The organism is Nocardia cyriacigeorgica NBRC 100375 (assembly GCF_000308555.1).
Taxonomy (GTDB): Bacteria; Actinomycetota; Actinomycetes; order Mycobacteriales; family Mycobacteriaceae; genus Nocardia; species Nocardia cyriacigeorgica.
Map to the genome: position 1 here is coordinate 13,483 of NZ_BAFY01000045.1, position 16,951 is coordinate 30,433.

Consider the following 16,951-nt stretch of genomic DNA (forward strand, 5'->3'; position numbering starts at 1 on the left):
ACTGATACCGATGGCGAACGAACGCGCGAAGGCGGAGCTGGCCGGCCTGATCGAGGAGGTCGGGCAACAGTTCCGGGAGATCGCCCGCATCCAGGAAGAGCGCGCACAGCTCACTGCCAGCGCCACGGTGCGGCGTAAACGGGTGACGGTCACGGTCAATGCCGATGGCGTCGTCATCGAGACGAAGTTCGGGCCGAATATCGAGGACCTGAGCTACTCCGAGATCGCCGCCGCGGTCACCGAGGCCGCGCAGAAGGCGAATGCCGAAGTACTGCGCAAAGGCCAGCAGCTGATGAATCCGCTCGACGACCGGCGTGCGCGGCTGCCGAAACTTTCGGACCTGATCGAAGGCATGCCCGACCTGACCGGCAACCTGCCGACACCGCGGCGGGCCTCGACCGCTGCGCCCGCAGCCCGCAGCCGTGACTCGGTCGCCGACGGCAGCGCCGCACCGGAATTCGCCGACGCCGAAATGCCGAAGCCGGACGGCGGCGATGGCGTCACCGATTCCGGCTGGTGAGCTGACCCAGGCTCGCGATGGCGATCGATTTCCCCACCGTCCTCGGCTGGGTGGCCGGCACCGACTGGCCGGACGGCAACGAGGACGATATGCGCTCGCTAGCCGACGACTGGCGTGCGGCGGCCGCGGCCATCCAAGAGGTGATCGCCGACGTTCGCGCGGCCAAAACGGTGTCGCTGAACGCCTACCCCGACGGCGAAGCTCCGAAGGACATCGCCAAGGCCTTCGACTCGATGCTCTACGCGACCGAGGGGCAGGACAAGGGGTCGCTCGAGCAATTGATCGAGGGACTCAACAGCATGGGCGAGTCCGCCGACAATATGGCGAACGAGATCGAATACGCCAAGCTGATGGTGATCTCGTCGCTGGTGCTGCTGGCGGCCGAACTCGCCGCGGCCTGGATCTTTCCGCCCACCGCGCCCGCGGTCCAGGCGGCGGCGATCGCGCTCACCCGGATCGCGATCCGGATCATCGGGCAGACGGCCGCCCGCGCCATCCGCAATATGGTCCTGTCGCTGGCGCGCAAGAAGTTCTTCCAGTTCATGGTGCGCCACGTCGCCATCGACACCGTCATCGGCACCGGTCAGGACCTCGGTATCCAGGCGTATCAGGTCTGGCAGGGCAACCGTAAAGGGATCGACTGGGAGCAGGTGGCGGTCACCGCGGTGTCCTCCGCGGTGGGTGGTGCGGTGGCGGGGCCGCTGGCGCATCGGATGGGTAACTGGCTCGGGCCGCAGCGGTTGCCCGACGGGACGATCGTCCGGCCGCAGCGCGTCAACCCGATCGTCAACGGTCTGATCAGCGGTTCTACGGCTGGTTTGGCCGGTGCGACAGCGGGTTACGCGGCAAGTCTCGGCACCCAGTTCGGCATCGATTGGGCGCAAGACGGCTGGGACGACGCGACGAAGAACCTGGGCAACGCCCTGAACAATTTCGATCCGCGCGCGATCACCGCCGGTGTGTTCAACGGCGCCGCGAGTGGCGCGAACAAGGCGTGGGCGAACCAGGTCTGGAGCAACCGCCGGCCGGATCTATTCAACCAGCCGAGTTTCCAGTCGCGAGTCGATGCGGTGATCTTCGGGCCGGGTGGGGCGCCCGGCTCCGGTGCGGGCGGGCCGGGGACCCCCGGTGGTACGCCGGGCGGGCAGCCGGGAGCGGGCGGCGGCGGGACGCCGGGCGCCGGTGGTGGGAATCAGGGTGGTTCGGGTGCGAATCAGGGGGGAACCGGGGCCAACCAGGGCGGTAACAACGGCGCTAACCAGGGCGGAAACAACAACGGCGGCAACCAATCCGGAAATCAGGGTGACGGCGGCAGAACCTCGCCTGCCCAGGGTAACGGCGGTCGCGTCGATGACGGTTCCGCACCGCCACCGAGCCAGGGCGAGCAGCGCGGCGACAGCGGGGGCGATACGCGCTCCGGTGAGGGCGGCCGGGACCAAGGGCGCGCTGGTGAGAGCCGGGCCGGGGATGTCGGCGACCGTGGTGATAGCGACAGCCGGGCCGGAGATGCCTCGCGGGCCGGCGATGCCTCCCGTGGCGAATCCGCCGGCGACGCCGGTGACCGCGACGGAAGCCGGGCGGGTGCGGCCCCCGGCGGGGACGGAGCGCGTGGCGAAGGCCTGCAAGCCGATTCGCGTGCAGGCGGTGACAGCGGAATCGGCGTCCACCACGGAATGCCCGGCGTGCCTTTGCACATCGGCCCCGAAACGGGGATGGACGGGCTCAGCGAGGCCGGTGAAGACGCCGCGGCGAGTGGGGCGGTTCCGGTTGCCCCGCCACCCCCGGTTGCCGGCGCACCTCCGGCGGGTGCGCCTCCCGCGAACGCGACCCCGGGCTCGTCGCCGACCGCATCGAGTGGCGATGCCCGAGGTGGGGCGGGCGCGTCGAGCCCGGCCCGGGGCGGCGATGGGCGCTTGCCCGTCGGCGATACTCCCAGCGGCGGAGGACCGGACCGCGCAAACGACACCGCCGGTCTGCTCACTCCGGACGACGAGCGGAGCGAACCGCGAGCAGGCGCTCCCGATGCCGCTGCGCCCGTGGCAGATTCGCGTGCGAGCTTGCCCGATACCAACCGCGCCACCCCCAACCTCGGCGACCATCAGCCGGGTATCCAAGCCGGCTCGCGCCCTGGCGACGACCTGCCCGGCCTCGCCGACGCCGACCGCGCGGACCGAGATCCCGGTGACCTGGTCGTCCCGATCCGCGGCGACGAGGAGTTGGGCGGCGCTGATCTCGCGCGAGGCGATGACGCTCCGGTCGGTGGTGATCGCGGACGCGGCGATGACGTGTCGGCGGGCGCGGACCGTGGGCGGGGCGGCGGCGAGCTGGCCGGTAGCGATCGCGGGCGGGGCGACGACGTGCCGACGGGCGGTGATCGCGGGCGGGGCGATGGCGAGTTGGGTGGCGTGCACCGTGGGCGCGGTGACGACGTGCTGGGCGGCGGTGATCGTGGGCGGGGCGACGACGTGCCGGCGGGCGGTGATCGTGATCGGGGCGATGACGTGCCGGTCGGCGCGGACCGTGGGCGGGGCGATGACGAGCTGCGCGATGCGAACCTCCGACGCGGCAATGACCTGCCGGCCGGGAGTGACCGAGGGCGCGGCGATGATCAGTCCGACAGCAGCGACGCCCGCGATGACGCCGCTGTCGGGCGTGACGACCGACCGGGCCCTGATCGGGACGCCGAGCGGTCTGCCCAGGACGGCCAAGGGCCTCGGGATCGGCAGCCCGGGGCTGACCGGGGGGCATCGCCTGCCAGGGACGACACCGGCAGCTCGCAGTCGGAGGGCGTTGTCTCGCAGCGGCGCCCGGACCCAGACGCCGACGACCTGGACGGTTCCGCCCTCCCACCCGCCATGTTCGTCATCCCGCCGCCGGACCTCTCGGCAGGCGGTGTCGCCGGTCGCGACAACGGCCCGGGTATCAACCGTATCGGATCGCGCGACGCCGCGCCGACCGCCGACTCAGCGGGTACGCCGGCGACGCGTTCCGATGACAACGGCACTCGGGATGGCGCCGCACGGCGCGGGCGCTGCGCTGAGCTGGCATTGCGCTTGCTCAGGGAACTGACCGGCAGCCGTGCGATCACCCCGCCGGTGCATTCGGTCGGGCCGGAAGGCATGTCCGCGGCGGAGGTCGAGGCGGCGGCGGGTGGGCGGTTGCGGCCGTTTGACGGGCATCAGGACATCGCCGATCAGTTGCTAGTCCTCGGGCCCGGTTCGGCGGCGCTTGTGGTGGACGATTACACCGGGCCGACCAACCGGTACCGGGTGGGCGCGCACGCGTATGCGCTGGTCAACGAGAACGGCACGATCATGGTGGGCGATCCCGGTGCGGGTCGCGTCGAGGGTTTCCCGCCCACGCTGCCGCGCGATGTGCGCGGCACCTACGGCGTCGTCTATGACGCACAAGGCAATCCGTTGCATCCGCTGGGCGAGACGGTGCCCGCCGCCGGTGGGCTCGATGCCGACCGGCGGGTCGGTGCCGGGGACGGCAACCAGACACCGCCGCTGCGCGCCGTGCCGGAGGGGATGTACCGGGGCAGCGACGGCAACTGGCACCACACCGATGATCCGCCGAACACCTGGCGGGACAAGAACTTCCAGCTGCGTGACGCCCAGCGCTGGATTCCCGACCCGCGCACCTCGTACGGCTACCTGTACCAGGCGCAGCCAGGGCCCGCGACTCCGTACCAGGTCACCGATGCGGCGATCGCGGATCGTCTGGCGCAGGCGTCGGCGGATCGTATTGCCTTGCAGGCGCAGCGAGATGCGCTCGGCACCCTGGTCAAGCAGCATATGGGCGAGTTCGGGATCACCGACATCCACGATCTCGCGCCGAAGAAGCTGGAAGCGGAGATCCAGCGGCATATCAACCGGATCGCCGGCGACCGGGACATTCCGGAGCCGGAGCGGATCGCGCAGTTGATCCGGCTCGGCGAGCTGCGCGCGGAAGCCGAGCGGTACAACGATCTCGGCCAGGACATGGTGGCCACCTCCAAGCTGCTCGGCGAGCTCGGCGCCACCGCGTTCGTATTGGATCCCGCAATGCGCCCCGGAGCGGTGCAGCTGACGCCGTTCCCCGGTGCGTTCGACGGGGCCAATACCGTCGATATCGCGGCACTGCAACCCGGTACCGGTGGAAAGCCGCCGAAGCTGGTGGTGGTCGAGGCCAAGGGCGTCGGCTCGACCCTGGGCGGATCGAAAACCGTGAGCGCGCAACAGGGCTCACCGGAGTACCTGCGTCGCACCCTGGCGATCGACACCAACCTCGCAACCTTGCTGCGGGCCTCCCCGGAGCAGCTGCGGGCTCTCGACAGCGATCCCGCGGGCAATGCGTTGATCGAGGCACGGAAAGCGCTCCTACGCGCCCATCGTGACGGCACTCTGGAGATCGAGTACTACCTCGCGCACACCTCCGAACACGGCGAGGTGACCATCCGCCGGTTCGACCTGAATCGCGACGGGCAGCCGGTGCCGATGGACATCATCGGCGGGGTCGAGGCGAGCCGGTTGGCGCCGGACGACTCGGCGGGAGCTCTCGGCGGCGAAGCCCGCATCGGCGACCGCCCCGACGACAGCGACTTCGCCGACGATCTGCTCGATCCTGCCGACGACCTGCGCGACGCTACCGACGACGTTCGCGATCCTGCCGACGACGTTCGCGATCCTGCCGACGACGTTCGCGACGCTGCCGGCGAACGCACCCCCGAGGACCCCACTTCCGACAGCCGGCGACTGCGGGAGGACCTGCGGCAGCAAACCCCCGACGGCAACCGGACCACTCCGGTGCGGCGGCCGGAGTTCGGGCCCAACGGGCTCCCCGGCGATCGCTCCACGCCCGTGTTCGACGCGGCCCGCTTCCACAACGACGGCTCGCCCGTCACGGTCGCCACGGTGCGCGTCCACGTCGATACCGACGCAACGCTGGACGCCGCAGGCCTGCGCGCGGTCACCGACCATATGCAGCGCGCAGTCGATGACCTGCTCAACAACGGCTCGCGGCTGCGCAACGGCGACACCCTGCTCGTCGACATCGTCGCGACGGCCGACGCGGACGCCGCCCATATCCGGGTGCGGGCGGGCGAAGAGCCCGCCTCCGGCATCCGGACCGCCGACGACGACCCGGCCGTGATCGTCAACGATCTGCGCCGCCATCTCGGGCTCGCCCCGCTCAATCCGAATCTCGGCTCGGGTCTCGGTTTCAGCGACGCGGACCTGGGTCAGCTGAGCAATGACATCGCCGCGGCGAATACCCCGTCCAGGCTCGACGGGTTGGCCGCGACCCGGGAGATCGCCCCGAACTATCTCGATGTGCTCGAAGATCCGGTGCACCAGGCCCGCGTGCAGGACGCGTTGCGCGATGGTGACCGGTTCTCGATCGGGGCCGACCCCCGCAGCAACGATTACGGCCGGCTGATCAACGATGGCGGCCCCGAGGTCCTCGGTCGTTCCACCAACTGTGTCGACTGTGTGCTGGCGGCATTGGCCTCGTTCTTCGGCGATCCGCAGGTGGCTTTCCCGCGATGGCTGACCGAGGCCTTCGCGGACGTGCCCATCACCGAACTCGGCGGTGAACCCGACGGCGATCAGCGAATCGCCGAGTGGCTGGGCCGGGAATGGCGGCAGAATTCGAGTGTGCCGATCCCGGTGCAGTTCCAGGGGTTGCACCAGTACATCGACTCGCTGGGACCGGGTTCGGCCGCGGTGGTGGCCAACCACTGGCACGCCACCGATCCGGACACCGGCCAGAAGCTGTTCACCGACGACGGCAAACCCGTCTACGACAACGGACATGTCACGCTCGTGGTGTATCCACTGGGCGCGGATGGACCGGTGTGGTGGGATCCGCAGCACGGCAGGACCTCCGATACGCCGCCGAGCCTGCTCGTCGACAACAGCGCGGCGATGCTCTACATCGACCTACCGGCAGACTTCGCCGCACCGGCGGACCAGTCGCAACCGAAGCAGGAGCACGAGGATGGATCGACTCCAGACCAGGCAGCAAGTGGAACGCTATCTGGCGGAGATCTTCCCGGGCAGGCAGTTCCGGATCCATCGCGCCAGGCACGGGTGGGTGTGCCGGCCGATACTGTCCTCGGGGCAGGGGATCGGCCTGGGGAACTACGTGGTGAACTCCCGGACGGGCGTGGTGACCGAGCATCCGAGCCTGCCGCCGGCGGTGATCGGGCAGATGTTCGACCAGGCGATCGAGACCGGGCAGCCGATCCGGGCCCGGCAGATCCATCCGACCCGGTGGCAGGCGACGATGCGGCGGATCCGCGAGGACCGCAACGAGATCGAGTACCTGGCGCGGGCGCAGTCGACGGACGATCCGACGCTGGAACACCGGCTGACGATCGACAAGCACACGCTGCGCAGCCGGACGGACGCCCCGGCGATCCATCCGGTGTGCGCGCGGGCGAAGGCCTGGGCGACGGCGCATCGGAGCCCGGAGGGGACCTGGCCGGAGCAGGGGACCTTCGAGCTGTAACCGACCCGGGCCCCGCCGATCCGTACGACCTCGTCCGGGACGGCGCCGGTCAACCGGACGGCTGGCTGATTCATCCGGTTGATCCGGCTCAGGCCGAAGTGCGGCAACTGCTGGCCCGCACCGAGACCGGCCGGGCCGCGCTCGCGACGTTGCGTGCGGCCGATGTGATGATCCGTTTCGAGGAGCCCGGCGCGGGGCCCGCCCTGCCCGATGCCTTCGACGGGCGGACGATGGAAGTCTTCGTCGGCACCCGCGAACGCGATCTGGTCGCGCAGGCGGCAGCGCTGGTGCGGGCCGCGGCGCTGACCGATGCCGTGGTGGCGGGCCGGCTCGAGACGATTCCGGCGCGCATCCGTGGACTCGACCGCGCCGAGCACATCGACGCCCACCGCCGCGCCGAGGCCGACGCGATCGCGCGGACGGCCGAGTTCCGGGACGAATTGCGCCGCGCCGGTCACGAGCCCGATGCCGCCCCGATCCGAAACGCTGTGGACGCGGCTGTCCGCGCGGACCTCGAGTCGGCGTACCTCGATGCGTACGCGGATGCGTTGCGCCAGGGCGCTTCTCCGGTAGCCGCGCGCGAGGCCGGCCTCGCGCACCTGCTCACGCACCCGATGTTCGATTCGGCCGACGCGGACTCCGGGCCGACGAAGACCGCGGGCGCGCAATGGGAGGCGGAGCAGCGCCCCCGCTCGCCGGAGGGCATGGACGAGTATGTGCCGTCCTCGCCGGAGGCCGCGCGGGCGGTCGCGGCCTTGCTGCGCGACGAATCCGCGGCCACGCGCGAGGTGATGCGGATCGAAGCCGATTGGGACCGGGTGGTCGACAGGCTGCTCGCGTCGGCGGGCCGGTCCGGCGATGAGCTGCCGAATACCCGGCCCGAGATCCTCGAGGAGTTCACCCGTCACCCCGAACTCGGCGAGACCGATGACGTGCGGGTGCTCGCGGAACTCACCGAACAGCACATCAGCGCCACCGCCGACCGCGCACGCCTGGTCGACGAGATCGCCGACTTCGTCCGCCGAGACCTGACCGGCACCGATGGTCCGCGCGCTCCGCTGCGGGTGGATCGCGACCCGACGGGTGTATTGCATGTCCAGCGCGGCGATGCCCCGGTACGCCCAGACGAGTCATCCCCACCACGATCTGCCGAATCCGATGCTGTCGTTGTCCGGGGTGAGGGCGACCCCGGTGGCGCGGTTGTTCGGGGTGAGGGTGAGCGAGAGGCCGCGGTTGTGCGGGTCGATGCCGAACTCGACAGCGCCCCCGGCGATTCCCTGAGCGATCGCGCCGCCGCGCAGCTGCGTGACCTGACGTTCAACCCGAGGAACTCGGATCTGGTCAAGTGGGCGGTGCACACTCTCGATCGGCTCGGGGTGGACGTGCGGTTCAGCACCGAACCGGATGCCGGTCTCGGCAGGCAGCCGAACGGCAGGCTCGATCTCGGCCCCATCGCGGGATACGACCCGGCCACGAACACCGTGGTGCTGCACCGCAGCGCCGATCCGGCCGAGCTGACACGGGAATTGGTGCGCGGCGCCCGGCTCGCGGAACTGTTCGCCGCCGATGCCGGTGAGCCGCTGCCGCAGCTGACGCTCGGCCGCGACGAATACGTGAAGCTGATGCTGGACCGGGCCGCGGAAGCTCTCGCCCTGTCCTTCCGCGCCGATGCCGATTCGCTCGGCAAGTTCGATCTGAAGCGCCCCGGTGTCACCGCGCTCGAACGAGCCTTCGTCGCCGCATACCAGAACGCGGTGAAGCAGGCCGAGAAGGCGTACTGGAAATCAGGCGTGGTCCGCTCCTTCCCCGCCTACCACCGGGCGGCGTACCGGGCGGGCGTGCGCGCGGTGCGGACACAGCTGGACACGCTCGGACCGCTGGTCGACGGCATTCGCCACAGCGATCATTTCGGGGCGATCTGGGATCGCGCGCACGGCATCGACCCCGGCAGCGCACCCGACAGCACACCGCGCCCAGCGAAGAGCGATCCAGACCATGCGCGCTTGGCCGACCAGCTGGCCGCGGAGATCGAAAGCCTGCGGATGGTGCGCGAATTGGGCACCTACGTGCCGGTCGGGCCCGCCGAGGACGCCTATACCAAGGCGTACGACAAGGCGTATGCCAAGGCCGAGAAGACATTACGGCGCAACCCGGACGGTCCGCCACCGGAGCAGGCGGCGCAGCGGGCCGGCCGCGACGCGCTGGAGAGCTATCTCGATCGCACCGGGGCGGACAAGGCCGAGATCCTGCTCGACGTCATCCGGTCCATGGGCGATCTCGACGGCCCCGGCTGGGGTTTCCCGGCCAAGCCCGCCACCGACTCGACCTCGCTCGACACTCCCGCCGGCGCCGCCGATGCGACCCCCGACCACACCGGTGATCCCGATCTCGTGCGGCGCGTACTGGACCTGGAATACAACGAGGAACCGCACCCGCAGCGCCTGACCGACAGCGTCGCCCGCTACCCGGCCACGCCGGAGAACACCACGCCACGCCTGGTCATCGTCGCCGAACCGGGCGGTCACGTGGACGCGTTGCGTGAGCTGGCCACCAGGTATCCCGAATACACCGATGTGCTGTGGGATCTCACGCACACACTGGAATACAAGAGGGCGGTCCGCGGCCCCGATGGCGAGCCGGTGGGGAAGCCCGTCAACGCTTACACCGCCGAGGGGCCCTACCGACGCCCTCACGGCTACGAGGCCAGGGACGAGATCCTGGCACACTACCTGCGCCTGCGGCAGGACAACCGAACCGCGCTCGGCCTCGGAGAATGGCTCGCGCAGCTGGGCCAGGAGAACTTCAAGCCGCGGCCGAAGAACCGCCCGGGCGGGCGCGGACCCACCCTGTTGCGAGAAGGCGTCGGCGAACGCCCGTTCCGCGACGGTGAAGTGGACCCGACCCATCCGGGCGATGTGGTGAACCGCCTGGCCCGGCGCGAGATTCCGATGCCGACCGAACGGCGGCCGGGCGCGCCATCGCATTACTCGCTGCAGGTCTTCGATATCGGGGCGATGCCTGCCAGCATCAACCTCGCGCCCGACGGCCGCGGCGGTTGGCGAGTGGCGCCACCGCTGGACGGCAGCTCCGGCCAAGCGCTCAACCGGCTGTTCGAAGGCCTGGCCGACACCGACCGGGAACGCCTGGTCGCCCGGATCGTCAAGGTGCTCGAAGACGGTTCGGCCGACCTGTACGACCGCAGCCCGCCGCGCAGTCGATTCGGCAAATTCATCGACGGGCTGCCGTTCCGTTCCGGACGCGATGGTGATTCGAACACCGACCGCCTCGGTGACCCGGTACCGGAATCGGGTAATCGGTCCGAGAACACCGAGCCGGAACCAGGCACCCGGGAAGACCGCGCGCCCGTCGTCGATGAATGGACGCCGCTCACCCCGGCGGAAGTCGGTGACCGCCTCGCATCCGAGCTGCGTGCGCTCCTGGACAACCCCGATCTCGAGGTGGTCGGCTTCGACCGGGCCGGAATCGATCCCGAGTTCGCCCGCGAATACGCCAGGGCCATGGTCGATCTGGCGACCCGATACCCCCAGGTCGAGCTGCGGCGCATCGGCATCGAGGACATGGCGGCGGGCCTGGTCGGCATGACCCGCTCGGCCGAGGACCGCGGCACCGGTGGTCTGGTCACCGACTCGATGACACTCAACACCCGGTTCGCGTCCGACCCGAGCCTGCTGCGGCAGTGGATGACCGACGGGGTCGCCGCCGGCCGTTTCCATCCGTCGGTGCTCAGTCGCCCGGTGTATGCCGCCGTGGCGCACGAGTTCGGCCATGCCCTCGACTACGCCGGCAACCGGGCCGCCAGGGTGATGCTCGACGACACGCTGATCGAGTACTACGTCACCAACCGGCTCGGCACGGGCACGGTCGAGGGCTACGACAACTGGTTGCACGATCAGCTCACCGGCTACGGCTTCGACGCGGCCGGTCAGCTCGACCCGGGCGAGGCGCTGGCGGAGGCGTTCGTCGACGTGGTCCTCAACGGGCGCGACAACGTCGACGACGCGGTGGGCCAGGCCTACGACCTGCTCGTCGGGGCCGCCGAGCGGACGACCGGGGTCGCCGCCCGGCCAGGACGCGACGATCAGGGCGCGGCGGATCGACTCGGCGACCGCGACACCGAATCCGCTGCGGCCGACCGCGAATCCGACCGGATGGCGCACGACGGGATCCAGCCGTTGCGGCCGCCGGGCGAGGACGACACGCCCTACACGCAGGACGCCGAACTGCTCGGCATCGTCGACGACGACGAGTGGTCCGATCTCGATCCGCAGCAGGTCGGTGAGCGGCTGCGCGACCACCTGCGCGAGGTGACCGGCAATCCGGAGTTCGATATCTTCGGCTTCGATCTGCCCGGGCTCAACGCGGTCGTCGTGCGCGATTACGCCCGCGGTCTCGTCGATATGTTCGCGCGGTTCCCGCAGGTCGATGTGCGCTCGGTCGGTATCGCGCGGCTGGGCATCGGGGTGCTGGGCGAGACCGAAGGTATCCGCGACCGCGGCACCGACCCCTGGCACGTCACGTCCATCACGCTCAGCTACGACGACGCGTGCAGCGCCCACGCATTCCTCGACGCGACGCGAAACGGCGTCGACAACGGGCAGTTCACCTCGACTATGCTGCGCCGCCCGGTCTACTACGTCGCCGTGCACGAGTTCGGTCACGCGCTCGACTACGCGGGCAACCTGGTGGCCCGCGATACCGCCGAATCCGAACTGCTCGCGCGTGCGAAAGCCGATCCGGACGGCGATTTCGGCGAATGGCTGCGTCAGCTCAGCGGCTACAGCCTCGACGCGGACGGGATGTTGCGCCCGGGGGAGGCCTTGGCGGAGGCGCTGGCCGAATACCTCGTCGGCGGTGCGGACGAGGCCAATACGCCGGTGCGCATCTTGTACGAGCTGCTGGTCGATGCGGCCCGTGATCCCGCGCCCACCGATACCCCTGCGCCGTCCACGCCGGATCGGATGGCGGTCGACGGTGACCCGGCGGAACCGGACAAATCCGCCGGTCGCGACTCTGATGAGGCAGGCGCCCAAGCGGATTCGGCCGAAGGACCGATCACACCGGACTCGGTGGAACCGCCTCCCAAGGTCACCATCGAGGTCGACGGTCAGCAGGTCGAGGTGCCGGTGCGCGAAGACGGGCCGGACCGGTGGCGCGTCGTTCCGGAGCCGGACGAACCCGAAGCCGCCGACACCCGGTCGCCGCTGCGCCGGGAATGGGATGCGGTCCGGGAGATGATGCCCGGACGCGAACCGCAACCCAAGTACCCGTCCGGGTCGCCGGTCGGTGATTCGGCAGGCCAGGCCGCCCTGCGTGACGGTGTCGCGGGTATCCCGGATCTGGTCGGCCCGCCGCCGCCGGCGCCACCGCCCGCACCGCCGTCTGACGTGCCCCGCATCGAGGCGCCACCGGACGCGGGCCAGCCCGATCCCACGCTGCTGCGCATCGCCCAGCAAGCGCCGATCTGGATCCAGAACCGGGAGATGATCCCGATCCTCGGCGAGCTGTCCGGGCGCATGCGCGGCACCGCAGGCGAGCATCTGCCGATGCGCACCGCCGACGGCGAGGAGTACCGGCCCTGGAACTCCGATGCCGACCCGGATCTCGTGCGCGAGCAGATCGTCTCCGATCACGACGTTCAGCGGATCACGCCGGAAGACGCCAGGCAGGCCTTGCTGGACGCTTTCCCCGGCGCGGATACCGAACAGCGGCAACGGATCATCGACGCGCTGCTCGAACGCGACCTCGTCACCGCCGAGGAAGCCGATCGGCTGGCCGACGAACCGCCGGCCGGCACCCGGCCCCCCGAACCGGCCGGTCCGCCACCGGAAGGGGAATCGCTGGCCGACGCGGCGCAGCGCCTGCTCGGCGCCGACCTGCCCGACGAGAGCTTGCAGACCCTGCGTGAGCTCATCGACGAGCACCAGTACCGCGTCGTGCGGGCCGCCGCCGCGATCGAGGGACTCGCCGCCGCGGCCCAGCGCTTCCATGAGGAACAGACGCTGCCGTTCACGCACGCCGATTGGGACGGGACCCGTCCACCGGAAACCGGGCCGGATCGGGCCGGACTCGACCGTGGCCGCGGCCCGGACCAGCTGGATGGGCCCGACCGCGACGCCGACGACGAGCTGATCGACGACGCACCCCGCCCGAATCGCTTCGCCGAACCCGACCCCGCGGGCCGCGCCGTGCCCTTCGGGGATTGGGTCAGCTTCCTCGACCAGAACCCGATGGGCCGGTTCCGCAACGAGATCATCGCGGCCTTCGGCCACCATCTCGGCCTGCTGGACACCGTGCCGATCGGCAACGGCGCCGACCCGCTGCCGGAATGGGGCGAGGGCGACGAACTCGGCCGCGACCAGGGCCTGCGCCAATTCTTCGAACACGCGCTGCGCCGCGATCAGCTGCGCGACGAACTGGCCACCTGGGCGGCCATGCGCGACCTCGACGTGCGTCAACTCACCCGGGACATGATCGACAGCATCGTGACCGAGTTGCGCGACGCCAACGTCGCACGGTCGGATCGGGTCGCCGAATTCGCCGAGATCGCGCGGCAGCGTTATCCGGACACCGGCGACGGCGACCTCGTCGGCGAGGCGATCGGCGATCAGGTCGTGCGCATTCCGGAGCCGGACGGGCCGGACCGGTTGATCGTCGTCGACGGCGCGCGCGGCAGGCACCAGGCACTCGCGGATGCGCTGGCCTCCGACCCGCAGCTCGTCCGTGACCTCGGCGATGGCCGGCTGACCGTGGATTACCGGGTCGCGCACACCGATTGGGCCGGGCGCACCCACCTCGATCCCGTCGACACCCCGCAGGTGCTGCACCGGCAGGAGACCGTCGACGGCCGCGAACTGTCGGTGACCCTGATCCGTGAGGGCGACGGCCCGTGGCGTCCGATCCCCGTGTCGGATCCGGCGTCCGCCACCGACCCGGCGACCACCGCGCCCCGGCCGCGCGAGGAAATCCTCGCCGACCTCATCCGGGTGATGCACGAGCTCGGGCTCGGCCCGGCCGACGTGCATCCCGACATGATCGATCAGACCGTCGCCGACCAGTTGCTCGACAATGCGGTGCGGGCCGCGCAGATCGAAGGCCTCACCGATTTCACCCGTTCTGCCAACGACATCCAGACCTTCCATGAGGTCGGTGATGCGCGCAGCAGGCTCGCCACCAGGCTCGGCATCCCGCAGATCGAGCTCACCGGCGAGACCATGGGTGACGCGCTCAGCGATACCTCCCAGCGGCGCGGCCTGCGCGCACAGCAGGTCACCGACCTCGCCGGTTACGCCAGGCAGTTGCGTGAGATCGACCCGGCAGCCGTCGACGCCGCCCGCAACCGGCTGGCCGAACGCCTCGTCTCCGACTCCGTGGCGCGTGCGCTGACCAAGGCGAAATTCGCCGAGCGGGCCGGGGTTTCGCTGAAGCACGCCGCGCTGATGCCGCCCGGCCGGGTCGATGTGCCCGGCCAGGGCCGCAAGTTCGCCGTCGACCCCACCGGAATGTCACCGGCGAAGCTCACGACCGTGATCCGTGATCTGGAGGCGCGCGGGCAGGGCGAGCTGGTGCGTGAGGCGCTCACCGAATACGCGAACGCACTACTGGAGCTCGACCCGTATGCCGCCGTGGCGCGCGGCGACCACAGTCGCGACCCGCGCGTCATCGATGGCAGATACCCGATGCACGACCGGGATTCGATGACCGCGCTGCGCGACATCATCGCCGATGCGGTGCGGGCCCGCGGGGCCGACGATTTCGCGCGCGCCGTCGCCGACGCCGCCCGCCGCTCCGACACCGGCCCGTTGCCCAGCGACGATCCCACTCGTCGCCCCACACCCAACCGCGATTGGGCCCGCATCGTCGGCGTCGACCTCGCCGACGCCGACGACGCCACCTTCCGCAAGGTCTACGAGGCCTACCGCGACGGCCGCATCGAAAAGCACGAAGGCCTCAGCCCCGAGAAACTGGCCGCCGAACTCGCCGCCCTGCGCGGCGAAGTGCGCAACCGTGCCGAACGCATCCACGACCTCGCACGGCTCGCCGATGAGTTCTACCGGGCCATGCGCGAGGCGCAGAACGAGGCGAGCGGCGCGCCGAACCCGCGCGCAGATCAGCCCGGCGCGGAACCGGGAGCCGCTGCGCCCGTAGACAATTCGGGCTCCGACCCCGTCGCGGCAGCGGCCGGCGGCAACGTGCCTCCCGGCGGCCCGCCGAAGGCTCCGCCGACGCCGGGCGAGCCGAGCGAGCCCGGTCCTGGTGATTCGGATGGCGCCGGGTCAGGGCGCGGCCCGGGTGATGCGGGCCTTGCCGATTCCCAGCATGGTCCGGGTGAGCCGGAGGATGCCGGCTCGGAGCGCGGTCTCGGCGAGTCCAGTTCGGGTGATTCGGGCCGTGCCGGTTCCGAGCGTGGTCCGGGTGAGCCGGGTGATTCCGGTGCTCGGGATTCGGCACGCGAGCCCGGCGGGGCCGACGATCCCACCCGAAGCGATGCCCCCGGACGCCTGCCGTCCCCGTGGTACGAGCAGCAGCAGATCATCCAGGCCGAGTGGGAAGCCAGGATGGCGGCCGAACACGCCGCGTTCCTACGCGGTCTTGCCGATGCGAACCCGTCCGATCGCTGGGCGGCGCTGCGCGCCGACCAGGCCGAGTGGTCTGCCCGTATGTCTGCCGACCGTGTGCAGTGGTTGCGCGACACCGCCATCCATCCGCTGCCCGAGGACCCCGACACGCCCCCCGAGCCCCCCGCCGCACCCGAAGGCCCACAGCCCCCGGAGGGCCCGGGTTCGTCCCCGGCTGGCCCCGGCGCCCCCCGCCGACCGCAAACCCCGGGCACCGCCGAACCCCCGAAGCCCCCGGCTCCCGTGCCTCCGCAACCGCCGATGCCCTCGGAGCCCCCGGGCCCAGCGGTGCCGCCGCAGCCTTCGCATCCACCGATGCCGTCGCAGCCGCCTGGTCCGCCGGTACCCCCGATGCCCTCGGAACCGCCGGTACCCCCGATGCCCTCGGAACCGCCGGTACCCCCGATGCCCTCGGAACCGCCGGTACCCCCGATGCCCTCGGAACCGCCGGTGCCTCCGATGCCGTCGCATCCACCGATGCCTTCGGAGCCCCCGCAGCCTGTCGCGCTTCCGATGCCGTCCGAGCCCTCTGTTCCGGTGGAGCCGCCGGTGCCCTCGGAACCACCTCGGCCGTCGCACCCGCCGGTGCCGACGCAGCCTCCGCAACCTTCGGAGCCGCAACTACCTGCCCAGTCTGGAGATCCCGCGGTTCCGGGCGCAACGCATGCGCCGGTGCAGGGGCCGGGCACGGCTCAGCACCCTGCGCAGTCGTCGGCCGGGGAGCCGGGTGCGGGCGTGGGGGAGGCGGGTACGACGTCCGCCGATCTGGCGAGCCGCGCCGACGAGACGGAAGGCGGTGCGGCTGAACAGAACTGGGCGGAACGCCCGTTTGCCGATGTGATCGATTTCCTTCGGGAGGTCGCGCTGCGGGATCAGGCCGATCCGGTGCAACTGTCGGACCGCGAACGCGGGTATGTGGCTCGGTTGGCGGAGCTGCTCGGGTTGGGGGAGCGGCTGACGGGGCATCCCGATCCGTTGGCTGCGCTCGCCGAGCTGGCCGAGTTGGCCGACGTGCACGGGTTCCTGGATGCCGCGTTGCATGCGGAGTCGGGTCCGCTGCGGCCGATGCGGTACCCGCAGGACTTCACCCATCCGGCGCCCGACGAGCCAGGGTTGTGGTTCCCGCCGGAGGAAGCGGGGGCCGGGCATCCGCCCGAGCTGCCGGGCGAGGGAGCAGCGCGTAGTGGCAATGTGCTGATGCCGCGGGTGAATCCGATCGCCGACGTCGCCGCCGAGCTGGCCCGCCGGTACGGGATCGGCGACGGCGACCTCGCGGGCGCGCGGCTGGCCGACACCGTCACCG

2 protein-coding genes are annotated in these 16,951 nt (G+C 70.9%); both read left to right on the forward strand.

Annotation, left to right across the window (positions count from 1 at the left end; genetic code table 11):
• Nucleotides 1–10 precede the first annotated feature (10 nt).
• Nucleotides 11–520, forward strand: a complete 510-nt coding sequence (locus RJ05_RS04075; RefSeq protein ID WP_036533262.1) for a YbaB/EbfC family nucleoid-associated protein — start codon at nucleotides 11–13, stop codon at nucleotides 518–520.
• 17 nt (nucleotides 521–537) lie between these two features.
• A partial coding sequence (locus tag RJ05_RS04080; protein ID WP_036533264.1) for a toxin glutamine deamidase domain-containing protein occupies nucleotides 538–16,951 on the forward strand: 16,414 nt, incomplete at its 3' end.